Annotated in this window: 23 protein-coding genes and 1 tRNA gene; 10 read left to right on the plus strand and 14 right to left on the minus strand. The window is 69.2% G+C overall.

Annotated elements, in window-relative coordinates; genetic code table 11:
* Positions 1-38: 38 nt before the first annotated feature.
* Positions 39-872: an MNIO family bufferin maturase gene (gene bufB / locus K3A85_RS05850; protein WP_225205544.1), complete on the plus strand. Its 834-nt coding sequence runs from the start codon at positions 39-41 to the stop codon at positions 870-872.
* Entirely contained in the window at positions 869-1642 is a 774-nt protein-coding gene (locus K3A85_RS05855; protein WP_225205545.1) for an HvfC/BufC N-terminal domain-containing protein, read from the plus strand. The genes bufB and K3A85_RS05855 overlap by 4 nt, the downstream gene beginning before the upstream one ends.
* Positions 1643-1680: 38 nt before the next feature.
* Here K3A85_RS05855 and K3A85_RS05860 read toward each other — a convergent pair whose 3' ends face one another.
* Entirely contained in the window at positions 1681-2268 is a 588-nt protein-coding gene (locus K3A85_RS05860; protein WP_225205546.1) for a sigma factor-like helix-turn-helix DNA-binding protein, read from the minus strand.
* Between the two features lie 257 nt (positions 2269-2525).
* Between K3A85_RS05860 and K3A85_RS05865 the strand changes: the two genes are divergently transcribed.
* Positions 2526-2663: a hypothetical protein gene (locus K3A85_RS05865; protein ID WP_225205547.1), complete on the plus strand. Its 138-nt coding sequence runs from the start codon at positions 2526-2528 to the stop codon at positions 2661-2663.
* 17 nt (positions 2664-2680) lie between these two features.
* Here the strand turns inward: K3A85_RS05865 and K3A85_RS05870 are convergent, their stop codons facing one another.
* Positions 2681-3586, minus strand: coding sequence for a LysR family transcriptional regulator (locus K3A85_RS05870; RefSeq protein WP_225205548.1), 906 nt, complete (start codon positions 3584-3586; stop codon positions 2681-2683).
* Between the two features lie 137 nt (positions 3587-3723).
* Between K3A85_RS05870 and K3A85_RS05875 the strand changes: the two genes are divergently transcribed.
* Together K3A85_RS05875 and K3A85_RS05880 are read left to right on the plus strand one after the other, a co-directional pair.
* Complete coding sequence (locus K3A85_RS05875) at positions 3724-4737, plus strand: LysR family transcriptional regulator (protein WP_225205549.1); 1014 nt, start codon at positions 3724-3726, stop codon at positions 4735-4737.
* An 18-nt stretch (positions 4738-4755) separates the two neighbouring features.
* Complete coding sequence (locus K3A85_RS05880; protein ID WP_225205550.1) at positions 4756-5370, plus strand: redoxin domain-containing protein; 615 nt, start codon at positions 4756-4758, stop codon at positions 5368-5370.
* Between the two features lie 3 nt (positions 5371-5373).
* On the opposite strand, the gene K3A85_RS05885 is transcribed toward K3A85_RS05880, so the two are convergent.
* Positions 5374-6063 (minus strand): NrsF family protein, encoded by a 690-nt coding sequence (locus K3A85_RS05885; protein WP_225205551.1) that lies wholly within the window; start codon positions 6061-6063, stop codon positions 5374-5376.
* Between the two features lie 62 nt (positions 6064-6125).
* Entirely contained in the window at positions 6126-6707 is a 582-nt protein-coding gene (locus K3A85_RS05890) for a TetR/AcrR family transcriptional regulator (RefSeq protein WP_225205552.1), read from the minus strand.
* A gap of 139 nt (positions 6708-6846) precedes the next feature.
* On the opposite strand from K3A85_RS05890, the gene K3A85_RS05895 reads away from it, so the two are divergent.
* Complete coding sequence (locus tag K3A85_RS05895) at positions 6847-8514, plus strand: FAD-dependent oxidoreductase (RefSeq protein WP_225205553.1); 1668 nt, start codon at positions 6847-6849, stop codon at positions 8512-8514.
* A 28-nt stretch (positions 8515-8542) separates the two neighbouring features.
* Here K3A85_RS05895 and K3A85_RS05900 read toward each other — a convergent pair.
* The 9 genes from K3A85_RS05900 to lgt form a co-directional block, all read right to left on the minus strand.
* Positions 8543-8616: transfer RNA gene (locus K3A85_RS05900), tRNA-Gly, on the minus strand.
* A 59-nt stretch (positions 8617-8675) separates the two neighbouring features.
* Complete coding sequence (locus K3A85_RS05905) at positions 8676-9308, minus strand: 2-hydroxychromene-2-carboxylate isomerase (protein WP_225205554.1); 633 nt, start codon at positions 9306-9308, stop codon at positions 8676-8678.
* Complete coding sequence (locus K3A85_RS05910) at positions 9305-10006, minus strand: glutathione S-transferase N-terminal domain-containing protein (protein ID WP_225205555.1); 702 nt, start codon at positions 10004-10006, stop codon at positions 9305-9307. The genes K3A85_RS05905 and K3A85_RS05910 overlap by 4 nt, the downstream gene beginning before the upstream one ends.
* Positions 10007-10062: 56 nt before the next feature.
* Positions 10063-10599, minus strand: coding sequence for an adenine phosphoribosyltransferase (locus tag K3A85_RS05915; RefSeq protein WP_225205556.1), 537 nt, complete (start codon positions 10597-10599; stop codon positions 10063-10065).
* Between the two features lie 115 nt (positions 10600-10714).
* The gene (locus tag K3A85_RS05920) at positions 10715-11527 is read right to left on the minus strand and encodes a cytochrome c1 (protein WP_225205557.1); all 813 of its coding nucleotides are present in this window, start codon (positions 11525-11527) and stop codon (positions 10715-10717) included.
* Positions 11528-11560: 33 nt separating this feature from the next.
* On the minus strand, positions 11561-12850 hold the full coding sequence (locus tag K3A85_RS05925) for a cytochrome b (protein WP_225205558.1): 1290 nt from the start codon (positions 12848-12850) through the stop codon (positions 11561-11563).
* An 11-nt stretch (positions 12851-12861) separates the two neighbouring features.
* Complete coding sequence (gene petA, locus K3A85_RS05930) at positions 12862-13425, minus strand: ubiquinol-cytochrome c reductase iron-sulfur subunit (protein WP_225205559.1); 564 nt, start codon at positions 13423-13425, stop codon at positions 12862-12864.
* 284 nt (positions 13426-13709) lie between these two features.
* Complete coding sequence (locus tag K3A85_RS05935; protein WP_225205560.1) at positions 13710-14753, minus strand: class I SAM-dependent methyltransferase; 1044 nt, start codon at positions 14751-14753, stop codon at positions 13710-13712.
* Complete coding sequence (gene lgt / locus K3A85_RS05940; protein WP_404822911.1) at positions 14750-15673, minus strand: prolipoprotein diacylglyceryl transferase; 924 nt, start codon at positions 15671-15673, stop codon at positions 14750-14752. The genes K3A85_RS05935 and lgt overlap by 4 nt, the downstream gene beginning before the upstream one ends.
* A 165-nt stretch (positions 15674-15838) precedes the next feature.
* Between lgt and K3A85_RS05945 the strand changes: the two genes are divergently transcribed.
* The 3 genes from K3A85_RS05945 to K3A85_RS05955 are packed head-to-tail and all read left to right on the plus strand — an operon-like array spanning position 15839 to position 20928.
* Positions 15839-17545, plus strand: a complete 1707-nt coding sequence (locus K3A85_RS05945; RefSeq protein WP_225205561.1) for a class I adenylate-forming enzyme family protein — start codon at positions 15839-15841, stop codon at positions 17543-17545.
* A gap of 20 nt (positions 17546-17565) precedes the next feature.
* A complete protein-coding gene (locus K3A85_RS05950; RefSeq protein ID WP_225205562.1) occupies positions 17566-20319 on the plus strand; it encodes a [protein-PII] uridylyltransferase in 2754 nt (917 codons plus the stop codon).
* Positions 20320-20367: 48 nt separating this feature from the next.
* On the plus strand, positions 20368-20928 hold the full coding sequence (locus K3A85_RS05955; protein ID WP_225205563.1) for a YqgE/AlgH family protein: 561 nt from the start codon (positions 20368-20370) through the stop codon (positions 20926-20928).
* 18 nt (positions 20929-20946) lie between these two features.
* Here K3A85_RS05955 and gltX read toward each other — a convergent pair whose 3' ends face one another.
* Positions 20947-22302, minus strand: coding sequence for a glutamate--tRNA ligase (gltX, locus tag K3A85_RS05960; RefSeq protein ID WP_225205564.1), 1356 nt, complete (start codon positions 22300-22302; stop codon positions 20947-20949).
* 263 nt (positions 22303-22565) lie between these two features.
* Between gltX and K3A85_RS05965 the strand changes: the two genes are divergently transcribed.
* Positions 22566-23102: a hypothetical protein gene (locus K3A85_RS05965; protein ID WP_225205565.1), complete on the plus strand. Its 537-nt coding sequence runs from the start codon at positions 22566-22568 to the stop codon at positions 23100-23102.
* Positions 23103-23138: the final 36 nt, after the last annotated feature.

Below are 23138 nucleotides of genomic sequence, written 5' to 3' on the forward strand. Positions count from 1 at the left end.
GCGGTCCCGGCTCCTCTCGACCGAGCGGACTCGCGACGATGACCCAGACACTCGCCGGCTTCGGCCTCGGCATGCGCCGGCCGCATCATGCAGCCTATGTCGAAGGCAGCGCGCCGGTCGACTTCATCGAGGTCATCTCGGAAAACTTTTTGGTCGACGGCGGCCGGCCCCTGGATACGCTGATGCGCGCGCGGGCCAACTATCCGCTCGCGCTGCACGGCGTGTCGCTCTCGGTCGGTTCGGCCGACGGCCTGCGCGCCGATTATCTCGACCGACTGAAGCTTCTGGTCGAGCGCGTCGAACCGGCAGTGGTGTCGGACCACTTGTGCTGGACGCGCACGGGAGGCTTCAACGCTCACGATCTCCTGCCGCTGCCGATGACCGAGGAAGCACTCGGCGTCGTCTGCGCCAACATCGAGCGGGCGCAGGATCACCTCGGCCGCCGCATGCTGTTCGAGAACCCCTCGAGCTACATCGCCTTCGCCGGCTCGATGACCGAGTGGGAGTTCCTGAGCGCGATGGTCCGCCGGACGGGGTGCGGCCTGCTGCTCGACATCAACAACATCTTCGTCAGCGCCACCAACCATGGTTTCGACGCGCTGGCCTATCTCGACAGCATTCCGTGGCACGCGGTCGACCAGGTCCACCTCGCCGGCCACAGCCAGGGGGAAGCCTTGCTGATCGACACCCACGACCGCCCGGTGCCCGACAGCGTCTGGTCGCTCTACTGCGCCGCGGTCGCCCGCGGCGGGGTGCGTCCGACGATGATCGAACGCGACGGCGACATCCCCCCGCTCGACGACCTGCTCGGCGAGCTGGCGATCGCCCGGACCATCGCAACGACCGGCGCGCGCGTCGGCGAGGCGGCATGACCTGCACGCCCGCCGCGCCGGCGGCGGACATGCCGCTCGCCACACTGCAGCGCGCATTCCGCGACTGGCTCGTCGAGGGCGACGAGGCCGCGGCGCAGCCCCTCGGCGCAGCGAGCGGCCTTGCCGTCTACCAGAACAACTATCGCAGCGCGCTGGTCGAGAGCCTCGAGGCGAGCTACCCGCGCCTTCTCGCCTGGCTCGGCAGCGAGCGCTTCGCCGCCTGCGCCGCGACATACGCCGATGCCCACCCGCCGCATCACTGGACGCTCGATGCGTTTGGCGACCGGTTGGCCGGGATGCTGGCCGAACTCTACCCCGACGATCCCGAGATTGCCGACCTCGCGCGGCTCGACTGGGCGCTGGGGCAGGCGTTCGTGGCGGCCGATGCCGTGCCGATCGGGCCGGCCGACCTTGCTGCGGTCGATTGGGACAGCGCCGCGATAAGGTTCGTGCCCTCGTTCGACCGGTTGGTCCTTCGCGGCAACGCGGACGCGATCTGGCGCGCGCTGGTTTCGGGCGAGGCGCCCCCGCAGCCGCGCACGGAGCTGCCATCGCCGGTGGTGGTGGTGTGGCGACAGGGATTCGAGACGGTCATGCGCCGCCTCGACGAGGACGAGCGGCGCGTCTTCGACCTTGCCCGGTCCGGCCTCGGCTTTGCCGCCACGTGCGAGACGCTCGCGCAGGGAGCCGGCGAAGAGGCGGCCGTCGCGCTCGCGGGGCGCGCGCTCGGCCGCTGGCTGGGCGAAGCGATGGTCGCCGCGATCGACTGAGCGGCGGACGCTGGCCGGCGGTGGTCAGACTGCGGCGGTCAGACTGCGGAGACGGCCCCGCCCGCGCTCAGGCCCAAGGCCGCACGCATCGCGATCAGCCCGCGGTGGATATTGACCTTGACCAGCGATTCCGATTGCCCGGTCGCGGCAGAGGCCTCGCGGATCGACATTCCTTCGAGTTTGACGAGCCGGATCACTTCGGCCTGCGCCGTGCGCAACTGGCCGAGCAGCGTGGCGACGCTGATTGCCGCGAGGACCGGGCTCTCGTGTCCGTCGATCGGCGCCTCGACGAGTTCGTCGGCGGCCTGGCGCCCCGCCAGACGCAGCGCATCGACCCACTTGTAGCGCGCGATCGCGGTCAGCCATGGCAGGTAGGGGCGACCGGGGGTGAAGGTCGCGCGGCGCGCGTGGAGCGCGATCAGGCACTCCTGCACCGCGTCCTCGACCGCATCAGGCGCCAGGCGGCGCGCGAAGAACCGGCGCAGCCAGGCGGCGCTGGCCGCGAGCAGTGCGCGATAGGCGTCCGCGTCGCCTGCCTGCGCCGCACGCATCGCGCCCTCCCAGTCGAAGCCTGCGCGTCGCGCGGGGGCGCACGGCGCCTGCCCTTTCTGCCGCTGTATCTGCATCGTCGCCTCCTCGTCTCGGTACGATGCGAAAGTGCGCGATCCGGCGGCCGAGGCCCACGCACCGCGCGGTTATGGGTTCCATGCGTGGCGGGAATGTCGCTGCCGCTTCGGCGCGGAAACGCGCGGGATGCGGCGTGGGCGCCCTAGGGCGGCGGCCGGGCGCGATGGACAGGGGCCACGTAACGGATCGCCTTCGCGCGCCGAACCCCGGCCCGACGAAGGCGCTGCAGCCTTCGCCGCGGATAGAGGAGAACACCATGCGCAGACCGTCCCGCCCGGCAGACAAGTCGGGCTTCGCCGCCGTCCTCGGCACGGGCCTCGGCTTCGTGCTGATGATCGGAGCCGCGGCCATCGCCGCGATGACGGTGATGACGATGATGATGACCGGCGGCTGATCCGCACGAATTCGCGGCTACCCCGCCTCGGGGCCCGAGCGCAGCAGCGGATCGGCCTGGAACGCGGCGATGACGTGGTCGGCAAGGGCACGCACCCGGGTCGCGATGTACCGCGAAGGCGGCATCACCAGATGGATCGGCATGTCGGCGGGCGGATGGTCGGGCAGGACCTCGACCAGCCGCCCGGATGCGAGGTCGTCCTCGAACAGCCAGCGGGCGTTCACGGCGATGCCGATCCCGTTGAGCGCGGCCGCACGCAGCGCGTCCGGGCTGTCCGAGCGGAAGTTGCCCTGGACCTGCACCGGCGCATGCCCGGACAGACGCCATAGCGTGCCCGAGCTCAGCAGCGCGTAGGAGATGCAGTTGTGCTGGCGCAGGTCGAGCGGTGTGCGCGGCGTGCCTGCGGCGGCGAGGTAGGCGGGCGCCGCGACCATTACCCGCCGCGCCACTCCGATCCTGCGCGCGAGGTTGCGGTTGTCGCCGATCTCGCCGACGCGGATCGCGAAATCGAGGTGGTCCGCCACGAGGTTCAGCGCATGGTCGGACAGCTTGAGGTCGAGCTGGATGCGCGGGTGTGTCCGCTGGAACACGGCAAGGAAGCCGATAAGCCGCGACTGCGCGAGCGTCAGCGGCGCGGTCAGCCGCACCACGCCGGACAACGCCTCGGACCGGCCGATGGTCGCTTCGGCCTCGTCGATCGCGGCGAGCGCGCGCTGCGCGGATTCGTAGAACAACTGCCCCTCGCTGGTCAGCGCGAGCGAGCGGGTGGTGCGCTTGAGCACCGCCACTCCCAGGTGCCGCTCGAGCGCGCCGATCTGGCGCGAGACCGACGACTGGGTCAGCCCCAGCACGTCGCTGGCGCGGGAAAAGCTCTGCAGGTCGGCCACGGTGACGAACGTCTTCATCCAGGTTGCGAGTTCCACCGCAGCACTCCCTTCTCCAGCACGCGGCAGCCTAGCCCCGACGCGCGCGACGGCAACCGCGCATCGATGCGCGCGGCGCATAAGTCATATCGCTGCCACGGCCTTGCGGGCCGCGCTGGAAAGAGGGACAGTCAACGGTGGCACGGGGGTCACGCGACGGGGCCGGAACGATGGAAATGCATCAGGTCCGCTATTTCCTCGCGGCGGCGCGCTTGCTGAACTTCACCCGCGCGGCGCTCGAATGCAATGTTTCGCAACCGGCGCTGACCAAGGCGGTCCAGAAGCTCGAGGAGGAGTTCGGCGGTCCGCTGTTCCGCCGCGAGCGCGCCCGCACGCACCTTACCGAACTCGGCAAGGCGATGCTCCCGCACCTGCAGCGGACGTTCGATGCAGCCCAGGCAGCGCGGCAGCTGGCGCGCGAGATGGAGCGCGCCGACGTGGCGCCGCTGTCGATCGGGATCTCGCGGATCGTGCCCGACCATGGCTTCGCGCCGATCTTCCGCAACCTTCAGGCAGTGCTTCATGGGGTCGAGATCGGCGTCACCAGCGGCAGCGATGCCGAACTGGTCGAAATGGCGATGGCCGGCGCGCTCGATGTCGTGGTCGTCGCGCTGCCGGCCGATGTCCCCGACCGTTTCGAGAACTGGCGGCTTTACGAGGATGCGTTCTGCATCGCGACGACCTGCGACCACACCCTGGCGACGAGCGCGACCGTGACCGCTGCCGAACTGGAGAGCGAGAGCTGGATCGACCTGTCGGGCGACGGGTGCGAGGCGCTCGCCAGCTACGCCGCGACGCAAGGAGCGATGATCGAGGTCCGCCACCAGGCCCAGCACTGCGGCATCGTGCGGCAGCTCGTCCTCGGTGGCCTCGGTTGCGGCTGGCTGCCACGCCGGCTGCTGCCCGAGATGCTGACCGCCTCGCCGGTCCGGATCCCGGGGGCCGAGATCGCGGTCGCGGTGGCAAGCGTTGCGGGGCGGCGCCGCTCGGTGGCGGCCGATGCCTTCCTGCGGGCATGCCGGACGCTGGCGTGGGACGCCGCTTGGGTCGAGGGCGCCGAACCTGCCGCCGCGGGACGCACGGCCGGTGCGCCGGCGATAGCTGGCGGTTATCGAACCGATGCGCCGGGCGGCCCTCGCGCCGACGCCTGACTGCGCTATCAGATTGCCATGACTCAGCCGCCGCAAGGTCACCGAGCCGACTACGGGCAACTCGCCGACGATCTCGTCGCGGCCTTGCGCGCGCGCCGGGCGGGCGCCGCTGCACCGGCGGTCGGCGAGGCCCTGCCCGCCTTTGCCCTGCCCGATGCACAAGGAGTCCTGCGGCGCTCGAGCGAGCTTCTTGCCGGCCGGCCTGCGGTGGTGAGCTTCATGCGCGGGCGGTGGTGCCCCTATTGCCAGGCCGAACTGGCCGCCTGGAACTCGGCGTTGGCGGCGGTCCCGCCGGACGCTGTCGCTTTCGTCTGCATCGTCGGGCAGACGGGCGGCGCGGCGGCGGAGGTCGGCACCTGCTTCGCGCGCGAGGTCGCCGTGCTGTGCGACGTCGATCACGGACTCGCGCTGGAATTCGATCTCGCCTTCCACCTCGGGGCGCCGTTCATCGCGCAATATCTGCGCGATGGGCTCGACCTTGCCGCGGTCTACGGATCCGGGGCGGGGCTCCTGCCGATCCCGGCGACCTTTGCGGTGGACAGCGACGGGATCGTGCGCGCCGCCTTCGTCGAGCCCGACTTCCGCTTGCGGGCGCAACCACGCGCGATGCTGAAGGCGCTGGGGGTCGTCTGACGCCTACCAGCGCAGCCAGCGCGGCAGCACGATCCGGGCTGACGCGGCGCTCAGCGCGATGGCGAGCGGATAGGCGATGCCGGCAAACAGCCAGTGCTGCGACGGGCACGTCAAGCTGTAGGCGGCGGTGCCGATCGCGCCGGCGGCAAGGCCGATCGTCGTCGCGGCGCGCTCGGGCCGCGTGACCGCGCCTGAACGTCGCGCCCAGTGCACCAGCACCACAAGCGGCGGCAGCGCGCAGGCCGTGGCGATCAGCAGGCAGCGCCCGATCCCGGCGAGCTCGAGCCGGGCGGCCTGCTGCACCGTGGCCGCTGCAACAGGCCAGGACAGCACGGCGATCATCATCGGCAGGGCTGCGAGCGCCAGACCGGCGCGGCGAAGCAGCGCCTTTTTCGCGCCCGGCATGGCCTCGCGCGCGGCGGCCATCGCGAGCAGCGCCCCGGCAAGGACCAGCAGCGCCAGCCGTTGCTCGACGATCGCTGCCGGCGCGCCCCGCGCGACGTCGGGCCGCCACCCGGGGACGATCCCCAGCGCCAGCGCACAGACGATCCCGGTCGCCAAGCTCGCCAGGGCTGCCGCCTGCCAGCGCACCGGCCGCACCGGGGCAAGGTCCTTCGCAAGCGCGCCGATCAGATCCTCGGTGGCGATGGCCGTCTCCTCGAGCCCGTCGTGCAAGGGCGGTGCGCCGTTCACGCTACAGGGTTCGCGTCGCGCGCTCCATTCGTTTCAACGCGATCGGCGAAACCTCCGCCGCGTCAGCCGACCGTGCCCGCGATGATCAGCCGGGCGTTGATGCGCCAGAGCGCGCGCTGGCGGCTTGCGGGCCAGTTGTCCGGGTCGAACAGCGCCTGCATGGCGATGCCCTGCAGGGCGCTGAGCGCCATGGTTGCCTTGAGGTCGATGTCGTCGATCGCGGGATAGGCGAGCTTCAGCGTTTCGCGTGCCAGACCCACGGCATTGGCGCTCCACCAGCGTTGTTCGTCGGCGAGTTCCGCGTCGTGGTCCGCCAACGGCCAGAACTGGAAGTAGACCCGCCACGCGCGCCGCCCGTCCTCGTCGATCGGCAGCAGGATCTCGAGCCGCGACAGCGGGTCGGACCGGCTGTCGGCGGCCAGCGCGTCGAAGCGCCGCTGGGTGCTCTCGGCCATGTGGCGATAGGCTGCGAGCAGCATCGCCCGTTTGTTGGCGAAATAGTGGGTGACGGCGGTGGTGCTGAACCCGGCTCGGGCGGCCACCTGCCGGATCGTCGCTGCTTCAAGCCCGCCGTCGGCGATCAGGTCGGCCGCGATGCCGGCAATCGCCTTGCGCTTTTCCTCGTGGTCGACCGGAGCGGGCATCGGCCTCTTCTATCGCACCCGGTCCCTCCGAGCCAAGGGGCCTAGCCAAAGTCCGAGGACTCCATGTGCAACAGCTGTTGTATAACGTGCCTGGTGTGGGCGGTCCCCGGCAGATGGGACTGCGAACGGGAGAGCGATGATGACGGGTGAGCAGGTGGCGGCGGGCATGCAATGGGACGGCGAAGCCGATGTCGTCGTGCTCGGTTCTGGCGGCGCGGCGATGACCGCTGCGATCTCGGCGCACGATCACGGCGCGAAGGACGTCGTCATTCTCGAGAAGTCGGGCATGGTCGGCGGCACCACCGCGATGTCGGGCGGCATGCTGTGGATCCCGAACAACCATCATCAGCACGCGGCGGGCATCGGCGACAGCGACGAGGACATCGTCGCCTATCTCGACAGCCTCGCCCCCGGCGCGCTCGATCCCGATCTGCTGTGGGCGTTCATGCAGAACGGGCCGGAGATGCTGCGCTACTTCGCCGACAAGACGCCGGTACGGCTGGTTTCGTTCACCGACTTTCCCGACTACCAGCCCTATGCCCCCGGCGCGAAGCCCGATGGCGGGCGCAGCCTCGACAATGAGGCGTTCTCGTTCGAGCGGCTCGGCAAGTGGGCGGCGCGGGTCAACCCAAGCAAGATGGCCTATCCGTTGCGCGGCAGCCTGATGGAAGCGACGCGCGGCACGCTCGACGAAGCAACGCTCGCCGAGCGCGAGCGCGGCGACTATCGGGGGCTGGGCCAGGCGCTCGCCGGTTCGCTGTTCAGGGCGGTGCTCGATCGAGGCATTCCGGTCGAGTTCGAAAAGCGTGCGCGCAAGCTGGTCAAGGACGGCGACCGGGTGATCGGTGTGTTGGCGGAAGACGCCAGTGGCAAGGACTTCCGCGTGCGCGCCCGGCGCGGGGTGGTCATCGCCACCGGGGGCTTCGAATGGAACGAGACCCTGGTGAAGAACTTCCTGCGTGGACCGCTCACCGGGCCGGTCAGCGTGCCGGAGAATGAGGGCGACGGTCTGCTGATGGCGATCGAGGCGGGCGCACAGCTGGGCAACATGCAGCACGCCTTCTGGATGCAGAGCGTGCTCGAGTACGAACCGCAGCACCGCGCGGCAAAGCCCAACTTCATGTTGGGATCGGACGAGCGGGCGAGGCCGGGCGCGATCCTGGTCAACCGCAAGGGGCGGCGCTTTGTCAACGAGGCCGCGAACTACAATGCGCTGGGCAAGGCGCTGCACGCATTCGACGCAGGCAGTCATGCCTATGCCAACCTGCCGTATTGGCTGGTGATCGACCAGCGCAACAAGGACAAGTACCACAACTTCACTTCGCCCCCCGGCGGGCCTGCCCCTTCCTACATGCTGCAGGCGGACACTTTGGCGGAGCTTGCGGAGAAGGCGGGCATCGATCCGGCAGGGCTCGAGGCCACGGTCGAACGCTTCAACCGCTTCGTCGCGCAAGGGCACGACGACGACTTCCAGCGCGGCGACTCCACCTACGACAACTTCTACATGTGGGGCGACCTCGACTTCGCGCCGCCGTTCCGCACCCTGGGGCCGATCGACCGGGCGCCGTTCTATGCGGTGAAGATGGAAGCCGGCGCGCTCGGCACTGCCGGCGGTCCGCGCACCAACGCCGATGCGCAAGTGGTCGACTGGAGCGGCAACCCGATCCCCGGGCTCTATGCCGCCGGCAACGCCATGGCGGCAGTGCTGGGCGACGTGTACGGCGGCGCGGGCGGCACGCTCGGGCCGGGCATGACCTTCGGCTACATCGCGGGCAAGCACTTGGGCGCCCACATTCCGAATCGCTGACGGACGGCGGCGTCGATCGGCGGGGGAGTGGAGCGGGTAGCGGGAATCGAACCCGCATAACTAGCTTGGAAGGCTAGGGCTTTACCACTAAGCTATACCCGCCCGCTGGAGGGCCCGCTTGCCACGGCTGCGGGCGGGGCGTCAACCTTCGTTTGGCGCTTTTACCCTGCGGCCGCGACGAGCGCCTGGCGGACTAGCGGCAACTGGTCGTTGCCGAAGTACATCGCTTCGCCACCCTCGGCTCGCTGCACGAACAGGGTCGGCGAGCCGAACGCGCCGCGCGCGATCGCTTCCTCGGTGTTCGCGCGCAAGGCATCCTTCACCGCCTGTTCGCCGGCGCGGCCGAGCAGGGCCGCGCCATCGAGGCCGATCGCGTCGGCAATCGCAGCGAGCTCGGCCGGATCGTCGATGTTGCGCGCCTCGCCGAAATAGGCGGTGAAGGCAGCGTCGGCAAAGCGGAACAGCGTCGCCTGGTCGTCCTGCAAGGCGCAACAGCAGCGCATCGCGTTGACCGACTTGACCGGATGGTGGGGCGAAGGGAAGTTCATCGGCAGCCCCGCCAGCTGCGCCCATTCCCTGAGCCAGCCGAAGCTGCGCTTCATCGCCTTCTGCTCGGGATCGGCGCGCATCTCGTAGACCCGCGGGTTCACCGCGTTGAACACCCCGCCGACGAGGAACGGCCGCCAGCGGACCTGCGCACCGGTTTCGGCAAGGATCGGCTGGACGTTGTTGAAGGCAAGGAACGTCCAGGGCGAGGAGAGATCGAAGAAGAAGTCCAACGTCGTGGCGTTCATGCAAGGCCCTTTCCCGAGATGCCGAACAGCGTTCTTGCCGCCTGCGCATCGTCCTGCGGATTGCGTCGCACCCGCTCGGCGCCCAGGGCGACGCCGCGCCGCAGTCCGTCGCGCTGCTTGAGCGCCTCGTACCAGCGGCGCACGTTGGCGAAGTCCTCGAGCGGGATGCCTTGCGCCTTCCACGTGCGGATCCATGGCCAGCACGCCATGTCCGCGATCGTGTACCGGTCGGCGGCCACGTAGTCGCGCCCCTCAAGCCGGCGGTCGAGCACGCCGTAGAGCCGCAGCGTCTCGCGGCGGTAGCGCTCGGTGGGGTAGGGCAGGCGCTCGGGCGCGTAGAGTGCGAAATGACCGTGCTGGCCGAGCATGGGGCCGAGCCCCGCGACCTGCCAGGCCAGCCACTCGAGCACCTCCTTGCGGCCGCGCAGGTCGGCAGGAAGGAACTGCCCGGTTTTCTCGGCAAGGTAGACGAGGATCGCGGCCGTCTCGAACACCGGGACCGGGGCCCCGCCGTCGTCCGGGGCGGTGTCGACGATCGCGGGAATGCGGTTGTTGGGGCTGATCGCGAGGAACTCGGGGGCGAACTGCTCGCCCTTGCCGATGTCCACCCAGTGGACGGTGTAGGGCAGGCCGCATTCCTCGAGCAGGATGGACACCTTCCACCCGTTCGGCGTCGGCGCGGTGTACAGCTCGATCATCGCTTCGTCTCTCCCGCTTGCCAGTGCAGCACGGCAGGAGGGCCGAGGCAAGCCGGTCAGTGCCCGGGAAAGTCCATCAGCGCCTCGACCGTGAGCCCGGCATCGCGCAACCGCGCCGCGCCGTGCAGATCGGGCAGGTCGATCACGAACAGCGCGTGGCTGACGCGCGCGCCGGCGCTGCGCAACAGCTCGGCGGCGGCGAGCGCCGTGCCGCCGGTCGCGATCAGGTCGTCGACGAGCACGATGCGCTGTCCGGCATCGACCGCCGTCGGGTCGATCTCCAGCCGGTCGCGGCCGTATTCGAGCGCGTAATCCACGCCGATCGTCGGCACCGGCAGCTTGCCCGGCTTGCGCACCGGCACGAAGCCGATGCCCATGGCGGCAGCCACCGCCGCGCCGAAGATGAAGCCGCGCGCCTCCATCCCGGCGATCGCCTCGGCTCCGGCGGCGCGGGCGCGCTGCGCAAGGTGCTCGATGCTCGCGGCGAAGCCTTCGCGATGGCCGATCAACGTGGTCACGTCGCGGAACAGGATGCCGGGCGAGGGGAAGTCCGGAACGGTGCGGACGAGGTGCTTGAGGTCTTCGACGGTCATCATCGCTTCCGCGTGGTGGCTGGATCCGGGCCGGGCCCGCGGGCGTCATATCGCCGGATACGAAAAAGGCCACCGTTGCCGGTGGCCTTTGTTCGTTTGCGCCTTGCCGGCAGGATCAGTGGGCGTTGGCCCAGACGTTCTTCTTGGCAAGGTACGCGAGCACGGTGGCGGCGAGGAGGAAGCCGAGCACGGCCCAGCCGGTCTGCTTGCGCTTTTCGAGCTTGGGCTCGGCGGTCCAGGTCAGGAACGCGGCGACGTCCTTGGCTTCCTGGTCGACGGTGGCCTTCGTCCCGTCCGCGTAGGTCACCTGGCCGTCGGTCAGCGGCGCCGGCATCGCGATGTTGAGGTTCGCGAAGTACGGGTTGTAGTGCAGGCCTTCGGGGGTCTTGGCGTCCGGGAACTTCTTGAGCAGCTCCGCGGGCTGGTCGGTGTAGCCGGTCAGCAGCGAGTAGACGTACTCGGGGCCTTCGTGGCGCGCCTTGGTGATCAGCGACAGGTCGGGCGGATTGCCGGTGCCGGCATAGTAGACCGCCGGGATGTGGTCGGCGGGCGTGTTGTCACGCTCGCCGGCATCGCCGGTCTTGGCGTCGAAGGTCTTGGCTTTGGTGCCCCACTGCTTGGCGATCGCCTTCACTTCGGGTTCCGAATAGCCGAGGTCGGTCAGGTTGCGGAACGCGATCTGCTTGAGCGAGTGGCAGTTCGAGCAGACTTCCTTGTAGACCTGGAAGCCGCGCTGGAGCTGCGCACGGTCGAACTTGCCGAACGGACCGTTGAAGGAGAATTCGACCTCCTTCGGGTGCTTGTAGAATTCGTGCGCGGCAGTGGCCGGCTCGGGCTCGCGGATCGCCTGGATGGCGCCCACGCCGAACGACCAGAGCAGCGCCACGGCGAAGAAGAGGCCAACCAGGGGGCCAAAAAGACGGACCATAGGGTTCTCTTTCTCTCTTACGCTTCGGCTGGCTCAGGCAGCGGCGGGGGTGGCGTTGAGGACTGCGCCCTCGTCCTTGCCCAGCACGGCCTCGGTGATCGAGAACGGCAGCGGCTCCGGCTTTTCGATCGACGAAACGAGCGGCAGGATGACGAGGAAGTGGAGGAAGTAGTACGTCGCGGCGATCTGCGAGATCAGCACGTACTTGGTCTCGGCCGGCGAGCCGCCGCAGTAGCCGAGCACGATCACGTCCACCAGCAGGATCCAGAAGAACTTGCGGAACAGCGGACGGTAGTGGCCCGAGCGCACCGGCGAGGTGTCCAGCCAGGGCAGGAAGAACCACACCAGGATCGCCGAGAACATCGCCAGCACGCCCATCAGCTTGGCCGGGATGAAGAAGAAGTCGGCGGTGAAGGCGCGCAGGATCGCGTAGAACGGCCAGAAGTACCATTCGGGGACGATGTGCGCCGGGGTCGAAAGCGGGTTGGCCGCGATGTAGTTGTCCGGGTGGCCGAGCATGTTCGGCGCGAAGAACAGCACCGCGCAGTAAAGGATCAGGAAGATCCCTAGGCCGAAGCCATCCTTGGCGGTGTAGTAGGGGTGGAACGGCACGGTGTCCGATTCTTGCTTCACCTCGATGCCGGTCGGGTTCGACGAACCGGGGATGTGCAGCGCCCAGATGTGCAGGATGATCACGCCCGCGATCACGAACGGCAGCAGGAAGTGCAGCGAGAAGAAGCGGTTGAGCGCGGCGTTGTCCGGCGCGAAGCCGCCCAGCAGCCACTGCTGCAGCGGATCGCCGATCAGCGGGATGGCCGAGAACAGGCCGGTGATGACCTTGGCGCCCCAGAAGCTCATCTGGCCCCAGGGAAGCACGTAGCCCATGAACGCGGTCGCCATCATCAGCAGGAAGATGACCACGCCCAGCAGCCAGATCATCTCGCGCGGGGCCTTGTACGAGGAGTAGAAGAAGCCGCGGAAGATGTGGATGTAGACCACCACGAAGAACGCGCTGGCGCCGTTGGCATGCGCATAACGCAGCATCCAGCCCCAGTTCACGTCACGCATGATGTGCTCGACGCTGTCGAACGCGACGCCGGCGTTGGCGGCATAGTGCATCGCCAGGATCACGCCGGTGACGATCTGCAGCATCAGGCAGAAGCCGGCGAGCACGCCGAAATTCCACATGTAGTTCAGGTTGCGCGGGACCGGGTAGCCGGCGCCGACCGCGTTGTAGACGAAGCGCGGCAGCGGCAGCTTCTCGTCGAGCCACTGCATCAGCGGGTGGCCAGGCTTGTACTCGTTCGCCCAGGGAAAGCTCATCGGATCTGTCCTCAGCCGATCTTCACGACAGTGTCGGAAGTGAATTCATAGGGAGGCACTTCGAGGTTCTTCGGTGCCGGGCCTTTGCGGATGCGCGCCGCGGTGTCGTAGACCGAACCGTGGCAGGGGCAGAAGTAGCCGCCGAACTCGCCCTTCACTTCGCCTTCGCCGGCGCCCAGCGGCACGCAGCCGAGGTGGGTGCAGACGCCCATCGTGATCAGCCAGTTCTTCTTGCCTTCCTTGGTCCGCTCGTCGAGCGTCTGGGGATCGCGCAGCGAAGCGGCATCGACCTTGTCGGCTTCCGAGATTTCGGTCGGCGTCAGGTTGCGCACGAACACCGGCTGCTTGCGGAACACCGCCTTGATCGCCTGGCCCGGCGCGATCGCCGAAACGTCGATCTCGGTCGAGCTTTCGGCGAGAACGTCGGCCGACGCGCTCATCTGCGAGACCAGGGGATAGAGCACGGCAAGACCGCCCACGCCCGCAAAACTTACCGCCGCGATATTGATGAAATCGCGCCGCCGCACGCCCTCTCCGGTCACTTCCGCCGGATCGATGCTCGCCTCATCAGCCATTGAAATTCCCTGCCTGCTGCCGCCGCGCCCGCGGACCGGGCGCGGTCCAACTTGCCCCTCTTGAACCGCACGGAAGCGACGCCAGATGGATGCATGTCCAGAGGCGAGCGCTGCCGCTCGGGCGGGGAAAGGCGCGCGCTATCGGAGCGCGCCCACCCCCACTTGGCGCGCCTGATAGACGCAAATCCGTCGCTTTGCCAACAGGCTTTTTGGGCAAGGTAAAACCACGGATTCGGTGGCGAATCCGGGGTTGCGGCGGCGTCCGGCGATGGCGCCGGGCGCTTTCAGAAGCCGGCGCCGTCGGGCCATTCGGCCGCGGCGAGTCCCATGACCTTGAACAGTGCTCCCATCTGGCCTTCGCCGATCAGCCGGTCGCGCGCGGCGAGCACCGCCTCGGCCTGGTCCGGGGCGGAGGCGATCAGCGCTTCTGCGCGCGCCTCGATCCCCAGCAGCCGCAGGAAGCGGCCCTGCTCGACGGTTCCCAGCCAGCGCGCGCCGCGCGACTGCGCGATCGCCGCCAGCGCCGCGAAGTCGACATGGGCGGTCAGATCGGCCTCGCCCGGCGCGGCGAAGGGATCGACCATGCGATGCGCGCGCACCGCCTGGAGCGTGCTGCCGAGGCGCGGCTCGGCATGGCCGTAATCGATGAACAGCGCAGCGCCCCCCTGGGCGGCGAGCCGGCCGGCGACTTCGTAGACCACCGCCGCGGCCGCGGGGCAGGTCTCGATGATCGCGCCTTCAGGCGCATCGGCATAAGCGGACGGCACCGCCGCATCCATCGGCCGCGCGCCGACGACCGGCGTCAGCGCGCCGTCGACGAGGCCAACCATGCGTTCGCGCCACCCGGCGGCGGCGCGCACGATCTGGCGCACCGGCAGCGCGTCGAGGAATTCGTTGGCGACGATCAGCAGCGCGCCGCTGGTCGGCAGCGTCGAAAGGTCCGCGTGCCAGACGGCGTCGGGGTGTAGCTCCAGCTGCGCGGCCTTGAGCGCGGTGCTCGCCTCGACGAAGTGCGGTCGCGTCTCCAGTCCGAAGCGCCGCGCCGCCTTCAGCGCATCGCGCGCCAGCGTGCCGCGTCCGGGCCCCAGCTCGACATAGTGCACCGGGGCCGGCCGGCCCGCGCGCATCCACAGGTCGGCGAGCCAGAGCCCCAGCAGTTCGCCGAACATCTGGCTGATCTCGGGGGCGGTGACGAAATCGCCGTCGCGCCCCAGCGGATCGCGGCTGTCGTAGTAGCGCGCATTCGATTCAGCCATGTAGTGCGCGATGCTGACCGGCCCGGTGTTCTCGATCAGCCGCTCGAACACGCGGCGCAACGGTTCGCTCACGCGCTGCCCGCTTCGCCCTGCGCGTTGACCGAGGCGCCGGCGTTGCGATCGCTGCCGGCAAAGGCGACCGCGACCGGCGGCCGGTTCAGCGCGCGGATCGTCAGGAACAGCCCGATCAGCATCATCGGCAGCGTCAGCCACTGACCCATCGACAGCCCCGAGCGATGCGCGAAATCGGCCAGCTGCGCATCGGGCTCGCGGAAGAACTCGACGACGAAGCGCGACAGCGCATAGCCCGTGCCGAACACGCCGACGAGCAGGCCCGGCCGCCAGCGCGAACGCGTCCTCCAGAACAGCAGCAGCAGCACGGTGCCAAGGACGATGCCCTCCAGCACGGCCTCGTAGAGCTGGCTGGGATGGCGCGGCATCGGCCCGCCTCCGGGGAAGACCATCGCCCAGGGGATGTCGGGCGTGGTGATCCGCCCCCACAGCTCGCCGTTGACGAAATTGGCGCAGCGCCCGAAGAACAGCCCGAACGGCACGCATACGGCCATGTAGTCGCACACCCGCACGAAGCTCAGGCCGCCGCGCCAGGCGACGAAGGCGATGGCGATGGTCGTGCCGATCAGCCCGCCGTGGAAGCTCATCCCGCCTTCCCACAGCTTGAGCAGGTTCTGCGGATGGGCCCACAGCTCGGGCGCGTAGAACGTCGCATAGCCGAGCCGCCCGCCGAGGATGATGCCCAGCGTTGCATAGAAGAACAGATCGTCGGCATGGCGCTGCGCCAAGGGCGCGCCGGGCTGGCGGATCATCTTCGACAGGTGCCAGTAGCCCAGCAGGATGCCGGCGAGGTAGGCGAGCGAATACCACTTGATGGTGAAGAAGCCGAGGTCGACCGCGATCGGCGAGAGGCCGAGGTCGGTCCATTGCAGGGGCGGGCGCGGCGCGAGTGCGGCGGCGGCAGCGGCCGTTTGTGACAACAAGTTTCGCGTCTCCGACAAGGTTGCTTTTCAGGACCAATCCGGCCAGCTTGGCATCGACCGCCGGGCGCCTGACGCACCGGCTTTTGGCACAGGGAAAATCGGCGGGCAAACCGCAAAAGCCGACCGCAGATCGGCCGATGCTTTGGAGAGAGTGGATACGCGATGCAGACGCAGCTTGATCGTGAACTCAAGGCGGTGATGGACGGGCTGATCGGCTCGGGCGGGATGTTCGAGCTGACCACCTGGCGCAAGTACGGTCAGGACCTGCCGATGATCGCGGCGGCTCCGCCGCACCTGCCGGCCTATCTCGCGCATTTCTGCGCCGAGCACGCCGACAAGGAATTCATCATCGATGGCGACCAGCGCCTGACCTTCGGCGCCATCTACGCCGCCGCGCGCGAGGTCGCCGGCGGCCTGGTCGAGGGCTACGGCGTGGCCAAGGGCGATCGCATCGGCATCGCCGCGCGCAATTCGGCGAGCTGGGTCGTCGCCTACATGGCGGTGCTGATGGCCGGCGGTTGCGCCGTCCTGATCAACGGCTGGTGGCAGGGCGAGGAGATGGTCCACGGCATCGACATGGTCGCCTGCCGCTACCTCATCGCCGACGCGCCCCGCGCCAAGCGGCTCGAAGGTCTCGCCCATGGCGCGCAGATCCTGCCGCTCGAACACGACGTGCCCCCGCTCGAAGGGCTCCGGACGCTGCTCGCCAAGGGCGGCGGCGCCGCGACGGCGCTCCCGGAGCTTACCGGCGACGACCTTGCCACCGTGCTGTTCACCTCGGGCTCGACCGGGCTGTCGAAGGGCGCCTACTCCGATCATCGCGGGGTGGTGCAGGGGACGTTCAACTACCTTGCGCAAAGCGTCATGGCGCTGGGCGTCGCGGTCGCCCGGGGCGAGACCCCGCCGGAACGCCAGCCCACCACCCTCGTCAACGTGCCGCTGTTCCACGTCACCGGCGAAGTCCCGGTGTTCCTCCAGTCCTTCGCGCTCGGGCGCAAGCTGGTGCTCATGGCCAAGTGGGACGTGGTCCGCGCGATGGAGCTGATCGAGCGCGAGCAGGTCAGCTACTTCGTCGGCGTGCCGCTGATGAGCTTCGAGATCGCCACCCACCCCGATCGCGACAAGTACGACCTGTCGAGCTGCGTGACCTTCGCGGCCGGCGGCGCGCCGCGCCCGGTCGAGCACGTCGACCGCCTGCGCAAGGCGATGCCTCATGCCTTTCCGATCATCGGCTATGGCCTTACCGAAACCAACGGCGTCGGCGCCGGCAACTTCAACGAGAACTACCTCAACAAGCCGAACAGCACCGGGCTTGCCTCGCGCCCGCTGGTCGACATGGCGATCCTCGACGACGAGGGCAGGCCGCTGCCCGCCAACCAGCTCGGCGAGGTCTCGATCCGCTCGGTGGCCAACTTCCTCGGCTATTGGGAAAACCCCGAAGCCACTGCGGCCGCGATCATGCCCGATGGCTACTTCCGCACCGGCGATCTCGGCTATCTCGACGAGGACGGCTACCTGTTCATCGTCGACCGCAAGAAGGACATCATCATCCGCGGCGGCGAGAACATCGCCTGCATCGAGGTCGAAAGCGCGATCTACGCCCACCCCTGCGTCGCCGAGGCGAGCGTGTTCGGCCTGCCCGACGAGCTCTACGGCGAAGTCCCGGCCGCGGTCTACCTCGCCAAGGAGGGCTGCGCGGTCTCGCCCGAGGAGCTGCGCGCGTTTCTCGCGGAGCACATCGCCGCATTCAAGATCCCGGTGAAGTTCTGGGAAGTCCACGAAGCCCTGCCGCGCCTCGGCACCGAAAAGGTCGACCGGCGTTCGCTTCGCGAGAAGTACCGGGCCGAATGGGCAGAGACTGTAAAGTGAAGACAGGCTAAAGGGGGAGCATGACGCTCCCCAGGATTGCCAGCCAGCGCGCGATCGTCGATCGCCGCGCCCTTGCCGACGCGATCGCCGCGCTTGCCGCCGAACAGGGCGACAAGGCGCGGCCCGCGGTGGTCGAGCTGCTGCGCGAGGCGCTGGCGCGCGGGCGCGACGAGCTCGCCCGCCGGCTCGAGGCCAAGCCCTCGGCCGGCCACGAATGCGCGCAAGGCCAGGCTTTCCTCGTCGACCAGCTGGTGCGGGTGATCCACGACCACGTCGTCGGCCGGGTCTACCGCGCCAGCAATCGCTCGACCGGCGAGCGCATCGCGATCCTCGCGGTCGGCGGCTACGGGCGCGGCGAGATGGCGCCGCATTCGGACGTCGACATCGCCTTCGTCACCCCGATCAAGCCCACCGCCTGGTGCGAGCAGGTGATCGAGGCGATGCTCTACTTCCTGTGGGACCTGGGGCTCAAGGTCGGCCATTCCAGCCGCTCGCTCGACGATCTCGTGCGCATGGCCAAGAGCGACCTCACCATTCGCACCGCGTTGCTCGAAGGGCGCTACGTCTGGGGCGACCAGCCGCTCTACGAAGAAGCCTCGCGCCGCTTCTGGGACGAAGTCGCCGCCGGCACCGAGCGCCAGTTCGTCGCCGAGAAGCTCGCCGAGCGCAACGAGCGGCACAAGCGCCTGGGCGACAGCCGCTACGTGGTCGAGCCCAATGTCAAGGAAGGCAAGGGCGGCCTGCGCGACCTGCATACGCTCTACTGGATCGGCAAGTACATCCACAAGGTGCGCGATCCCTCCGAGCTGGTCGATGTCGGCCTGCTCACCGCGTCGGAATACCGCCAGTTCCGCCGCGCCGAGAACTTCTTCTGGGCGGTGCGCTGCCATCTCCACATGCTGACCCGGCGCGCCGAGGACCGGCTGACCTTCGACCTCCAGCGCGAAGTGGCGATGCGCATGAACTTCGCCGACCGCCCGGGCAAGAGCGCGGTCGAGCGGTTCATGCAGTTCTTCTTCCTCCAGGCCAAGCAGGTCGGCGCGCTCACCGGCGTGTTCCTCGCCCAGCTCGACGAACAGTTCGCCAAGAAGGCGCGCACCGGCTTCCTCGCCCGGTTCAAGCCCAGGCGCACCCGCAAGATCGGCGCGTTTCCGCTCGTCGCCGACAAGCTCGGCGTCGCCGGCAACGACTTCTTCGCGCAGGATCCGGTGCGGCTGGTCGAGCTGTTCGCCCTCGCCGACCGCGAGAACCTCGAGATCCACCCCGAGGCGATGCGCCTCGCCAGCCGCGATGCCGCGCTGATCGACGGCGCCGTGCGCAAGGATCCGCGCGCCAACGCGCTGTTCATGGAGCTGCTGACCAGCCGCCACGATCCCGAGACGGTGCTGCGCTGGATGAACGAGGCCGGGGTGTTCGGCCGCTTCGTGCCCGATTTCGGCCGCGTCGTCGCGCAGATGCAGTTCGACATGTATCACCACTACACCGTCGACGAGCACACCATTCGCGCCATCGGCCTGCTCGCGCGGATCGAGAAGGGCGAGGAAAAGGAACAGCACCCGCTGGCGAGCGAGGTCATCGCCAAGGTCTCGTCGCGCCGCGTGCTCTACGTCGCGACGCTGCTCCACGACATCGCCAAGGGCCGGCGCGGCGACCATTCGGTGCTCGGCGCCGAAGTCGCGATGAAGCTTTGCCCGCGGCTCGGGCTCTCCCCGGCCGAGACAGAACTCGTCGCCTGGCTCGTGCGCCAGCACCTGCTGATGAGCGCAACCGCCTTCAAGCGCGACCTCGCCGACTACAAGACCATCGCCGACTTCGTGAACGTGGTGCAGAGCGTCGAGCGGCTGCGCCTGCTCCTGGTTCTCACCATCGTCGACATCCGTGCGGTGGGACCGGGCATCTGGAACTCGTGGAAGCGCCAGCTGCTGGGCGACCTGTTCCTGTCGAGCGAGGAAATGCTCCGCCTCGGCCACAAGCAGCACGGCCGCGCCGAGCGGATCGCCGCCAAGAAGAAGGCCGTCGCCGCGCTGCTCAAGGAGCGCGACGCGCTGATCGGCACCGTCGGGCGCCAGCTGGGCGATGCCTACTGGATCGCCGAGCCCGAGGACATCATCGCGCTCAACCTGCAACAGATGGACGCAGGCCTCGGCGAACCGCTCACGGTCGAGGCGCACTGGTATGCGGCGCGCGGCGCGACGCTCGTCACCGTGCTCGCCGCCGACCATCCGGGGCTGTTCTACCGCATCGCCGGCGGCATCCACCTGGCCGGCGGCAACATCATCGACGCGCGCATCCACACCGCGCGCAACGGCACCGCGGTCGACAACTTCCTCGTCCAGGACCCCCTGGGGCGCCCGCTCAACGAGCCTGCGCAGATCGCGAGGCTCAAGACCGCGATCGCCGATGCCCTCGCCAACCGGGTCAAGCTGCTGCCGCAACTGGCGGCGCGTCCCTCGGCCCGCGCGCGCGCCGATGCCTTCGAGGTCCAGCCGATCGTCATCTTCGACAACAAGGCCTCGAACCGCTTCACCGTGATCGAGGTCGGCGCGCTCGACCGCCCGGCGCTGCTGTCGCGCCTCGCCCGCGCGCTGTTCGAAGCGCGGCTGATCGTCCACTCCGCGCACATCGCGACCTACGGCGAGCGCGCGGTCGATACCTTCTACGTCACCGACCTGCTCGGCGAAAAGCTCGAGGGCGAGACGCGCGTGCGCAGCGTCGAGAAACGCCTGCTCGAAGCCGCGACCGAGGAGAAGGGACGCAAGGCCGCGGCGGCCTGATCGCATGGGCGCTTTCTCCCCCTGTCGCGAGCGGCTAGGCTGCCGGGCATGACCGAAGCGCAATACCTGTCCGGACGCCTGCTCCTCGCGATGCCGGGGATGGGCGATGCCCGCTTCGACCACGCCGTGATCGCGATGTGCGTGCACGACGACCACGGCGCGCTCGGCATCGGCCTCGGCCAGGTGCGCGAAGGCATCTCGCTTCACGGACTGCTCAAGGACGTCGGCATCGACCCCGGGGTCGCGCCCGACGTGCCGATCCTGTCGGGCGGTCCGGTCGAGACCGCGCGCGGGTTCGTCCTCCATTCGGACGACTGGGGCGGCGATGGCACCGTGCAGGTCGCCGGGCTCTGCGCGCTGTCGGCCTCGCTCGACGTGCTGCGCGCGATCGCGGAGGGGCGTGGCCCCAGCAAGTGGCTGATCGCGCTGGGCTATGCCGGATGGTCGGCGGGCCAGATCGAGGGCGAGATGCGCCAGCACGGCTGGCACGCCGTCGAAGGCCGCCGCGAAATCCTCTTCGACACCCCGGTCGAACAGCGCTGGACCGCGGCCTGGCGCGCCGAAGGGATCGACCCCTCGCACCTCGTCGCGGCAACGGGGCGGGCCTGACGCCGCGTCCAGCGGTATTCAGCGCATCCCGTCCAGCCCAAGCCGCCGCACTGCTTCGTCGCGGTCGATCAGGGGCAGCAGCGCGGCCATGTCCGGGCCGTGGTCCATGCCGGTCAGCGCCTGGCGCAGCGGCAGGAACAGCGCCTTGCCCTTGCGCCCGGTTGCGTCCTTCAGCGCTGCGGTCAGCGCCGCCCACGGGCCGGCCTGCCAATCGAGCTGCGCCGCGATCGTCGCTGCCTGATCGAGGAAGCCGCGGGTTTCGGCATCGAAGTCCGGGGCCTCGACCGGGCCGGTGACCACTCGCCACCAGTCCGCCGCCTCGCCGAGATGGGCAAGGTTCGGCCGAATCGCCTCCCAGGCGGCCGGGCCCATGCCCTCGGGCAGGCGGTCCCGCACCGCGTCGAACGGCAGGGCGTGGACGATGGCGGCGTTGACGCGCGCCAGCTCGGCCTCGTCGAAGCGGGCCGGGGCCCGGCCGAAGCGCGACAGGTCGAAGCTGGCCGCGAGCGCCGCGGCGTCGAGCGCCGGGTCGACCGGATCGGCGGTGCCCAGCCGCGCCAGCAGCGCGACCAGTGCCTGCGGCTCGATGCCTTCGGCGCGCAGTTCCTCGACGCCGAGCGAGCCCAGCCGCTTCGACAGCTTGCCTTCCGCGCCGGTGAGCAGCGCGGCATGGGCGAAGCGCGGGCAGGGCGCGCCGAGCGCGGCGAACATCTGCACTTGCGTGGCGGTGTTCGAAACGTGGTCTTCCCCGCGCAGCACGTCGGTCACGCCCATCGCCACGTCGTCGATCGCGCTCGGCAGCATGTAGAGCCAGGATCCGTCGGCGCGGCGCACCACCGGGTCCGACATCTGGCGCGGATCGAAATGTTGCGGCCCGCGCACGCCGTCGTGCCATGCGATCGGGGTGTCGTGGTCCAGCTTGAAGCGCCAGTGCGGCTTTTCGCCCGCCGCCGCCTTCGCCGCGTGGTCCGCCTCGGTCAGCGCGAGCGCGGCGCGATCGTAGATCGGCGGCAGTCCGCGGCCGAGCAGCACCTTTCGCTTGAGCTCCAGCTCCTGCGCGGTCTCGTAGCAGCGATAGACCCGGCCTTGCGCGGCGAGCCGGGCGAAGGCCTCCTCGTAGATGGCAAAGCGCGCCGACTGCCGCTCCTCGCCGTCGGGATCAAGGCCGAGCCAGGCAAGGTCGGCGCGGATCGCCGCGACATGCTCCTCGCGGCTGCGCGCGGCGTCGGTGTCGTCGATCCGCAGCACGAAGCGCCCGCCGTGCTTCTTCGCGAGCAGCCAGTTGTGCAAGGCGGTGCGGATGTTGCCGACATGGAGACGGCCGGTCGGCGAGGGCGCGAACCGGGTGACGACGGAGCTGGCACGGGGCGACATGGCGCGGCGATTAGGGCTTATCGGCGCCGATGGCCAGAGGGCGCCGGCGATGCGCCCGGCCGTACCGCGACGCGGGAGGCGTCGCGATGCACCCGGCCCGTCCGCGCGGCGAGGACCGCATGCCTCCGCTGCAAAGGAAAGGGGCAGTCAATTTATGAATGTATTCACAGTAATTCCCGCCGTATGACTCCGGTGATTGGGGCGGTGTTGGGCGCGACTCTCAACGCGTTTCCGGTCATCATGTCGAGCAAGGAAATAACATGATGAAAAACCTCAAGTTTCTCATTGCTGCGGGTGGCATGGCCCTGGCTCTGTCCGGCGCCGCCGCGAACGCAGGAACGCCGCCGGCCGTGGCGGATCTGATCGGCATGCGCGGAGCCTTCATCGAGCAGGAAATGACCGGTCGCGGCTATACCTTCGTGAAGGCGTCCGGCCCGCAATACTTCTGGAACGGCGCGACGCGCAGCTGCGTCGGGGTGTCGATCTCGAACGGTCGGGTCTCGGCGATCAACGCGGTGCCGCCGGCCGCGTGCGGCCAGAGCGGCGGATCGACGCACCAGGCGCCCCACGGCAGCGCGGCGCACGGCGGCGGCCTCGGCGGCCTCGCCGGCATGAACTCGATCGCCGCGATCGACGAGATGAGCCGCCGCGGCTTCGCCGACGTCGATTCGTTCTCGTCCGGCAACACCCAGTACGGCATCTTCTTCAACCGCGCCTCGCGGGTCTGTGCGCAGCTGACGATGGCCGATGGCAAGGTCGTCGACGCCTCGGACATCCACACCCACCCGAAGTGCCGCTGAACCGCTGAGCCGCTGATCGGCCGGGCGCCGCAGCTC

Origin of the sequence: Novosphingobium huizhouense (assembly GCF_020179475.1) — a bacterium.
GTDB lineage: Bacteria > Pseudomonadota > Alphaproteobacteria > Sphingomonadales > Sphingomonadaceae > Novosphingobium > Novosphingobium huizhouense.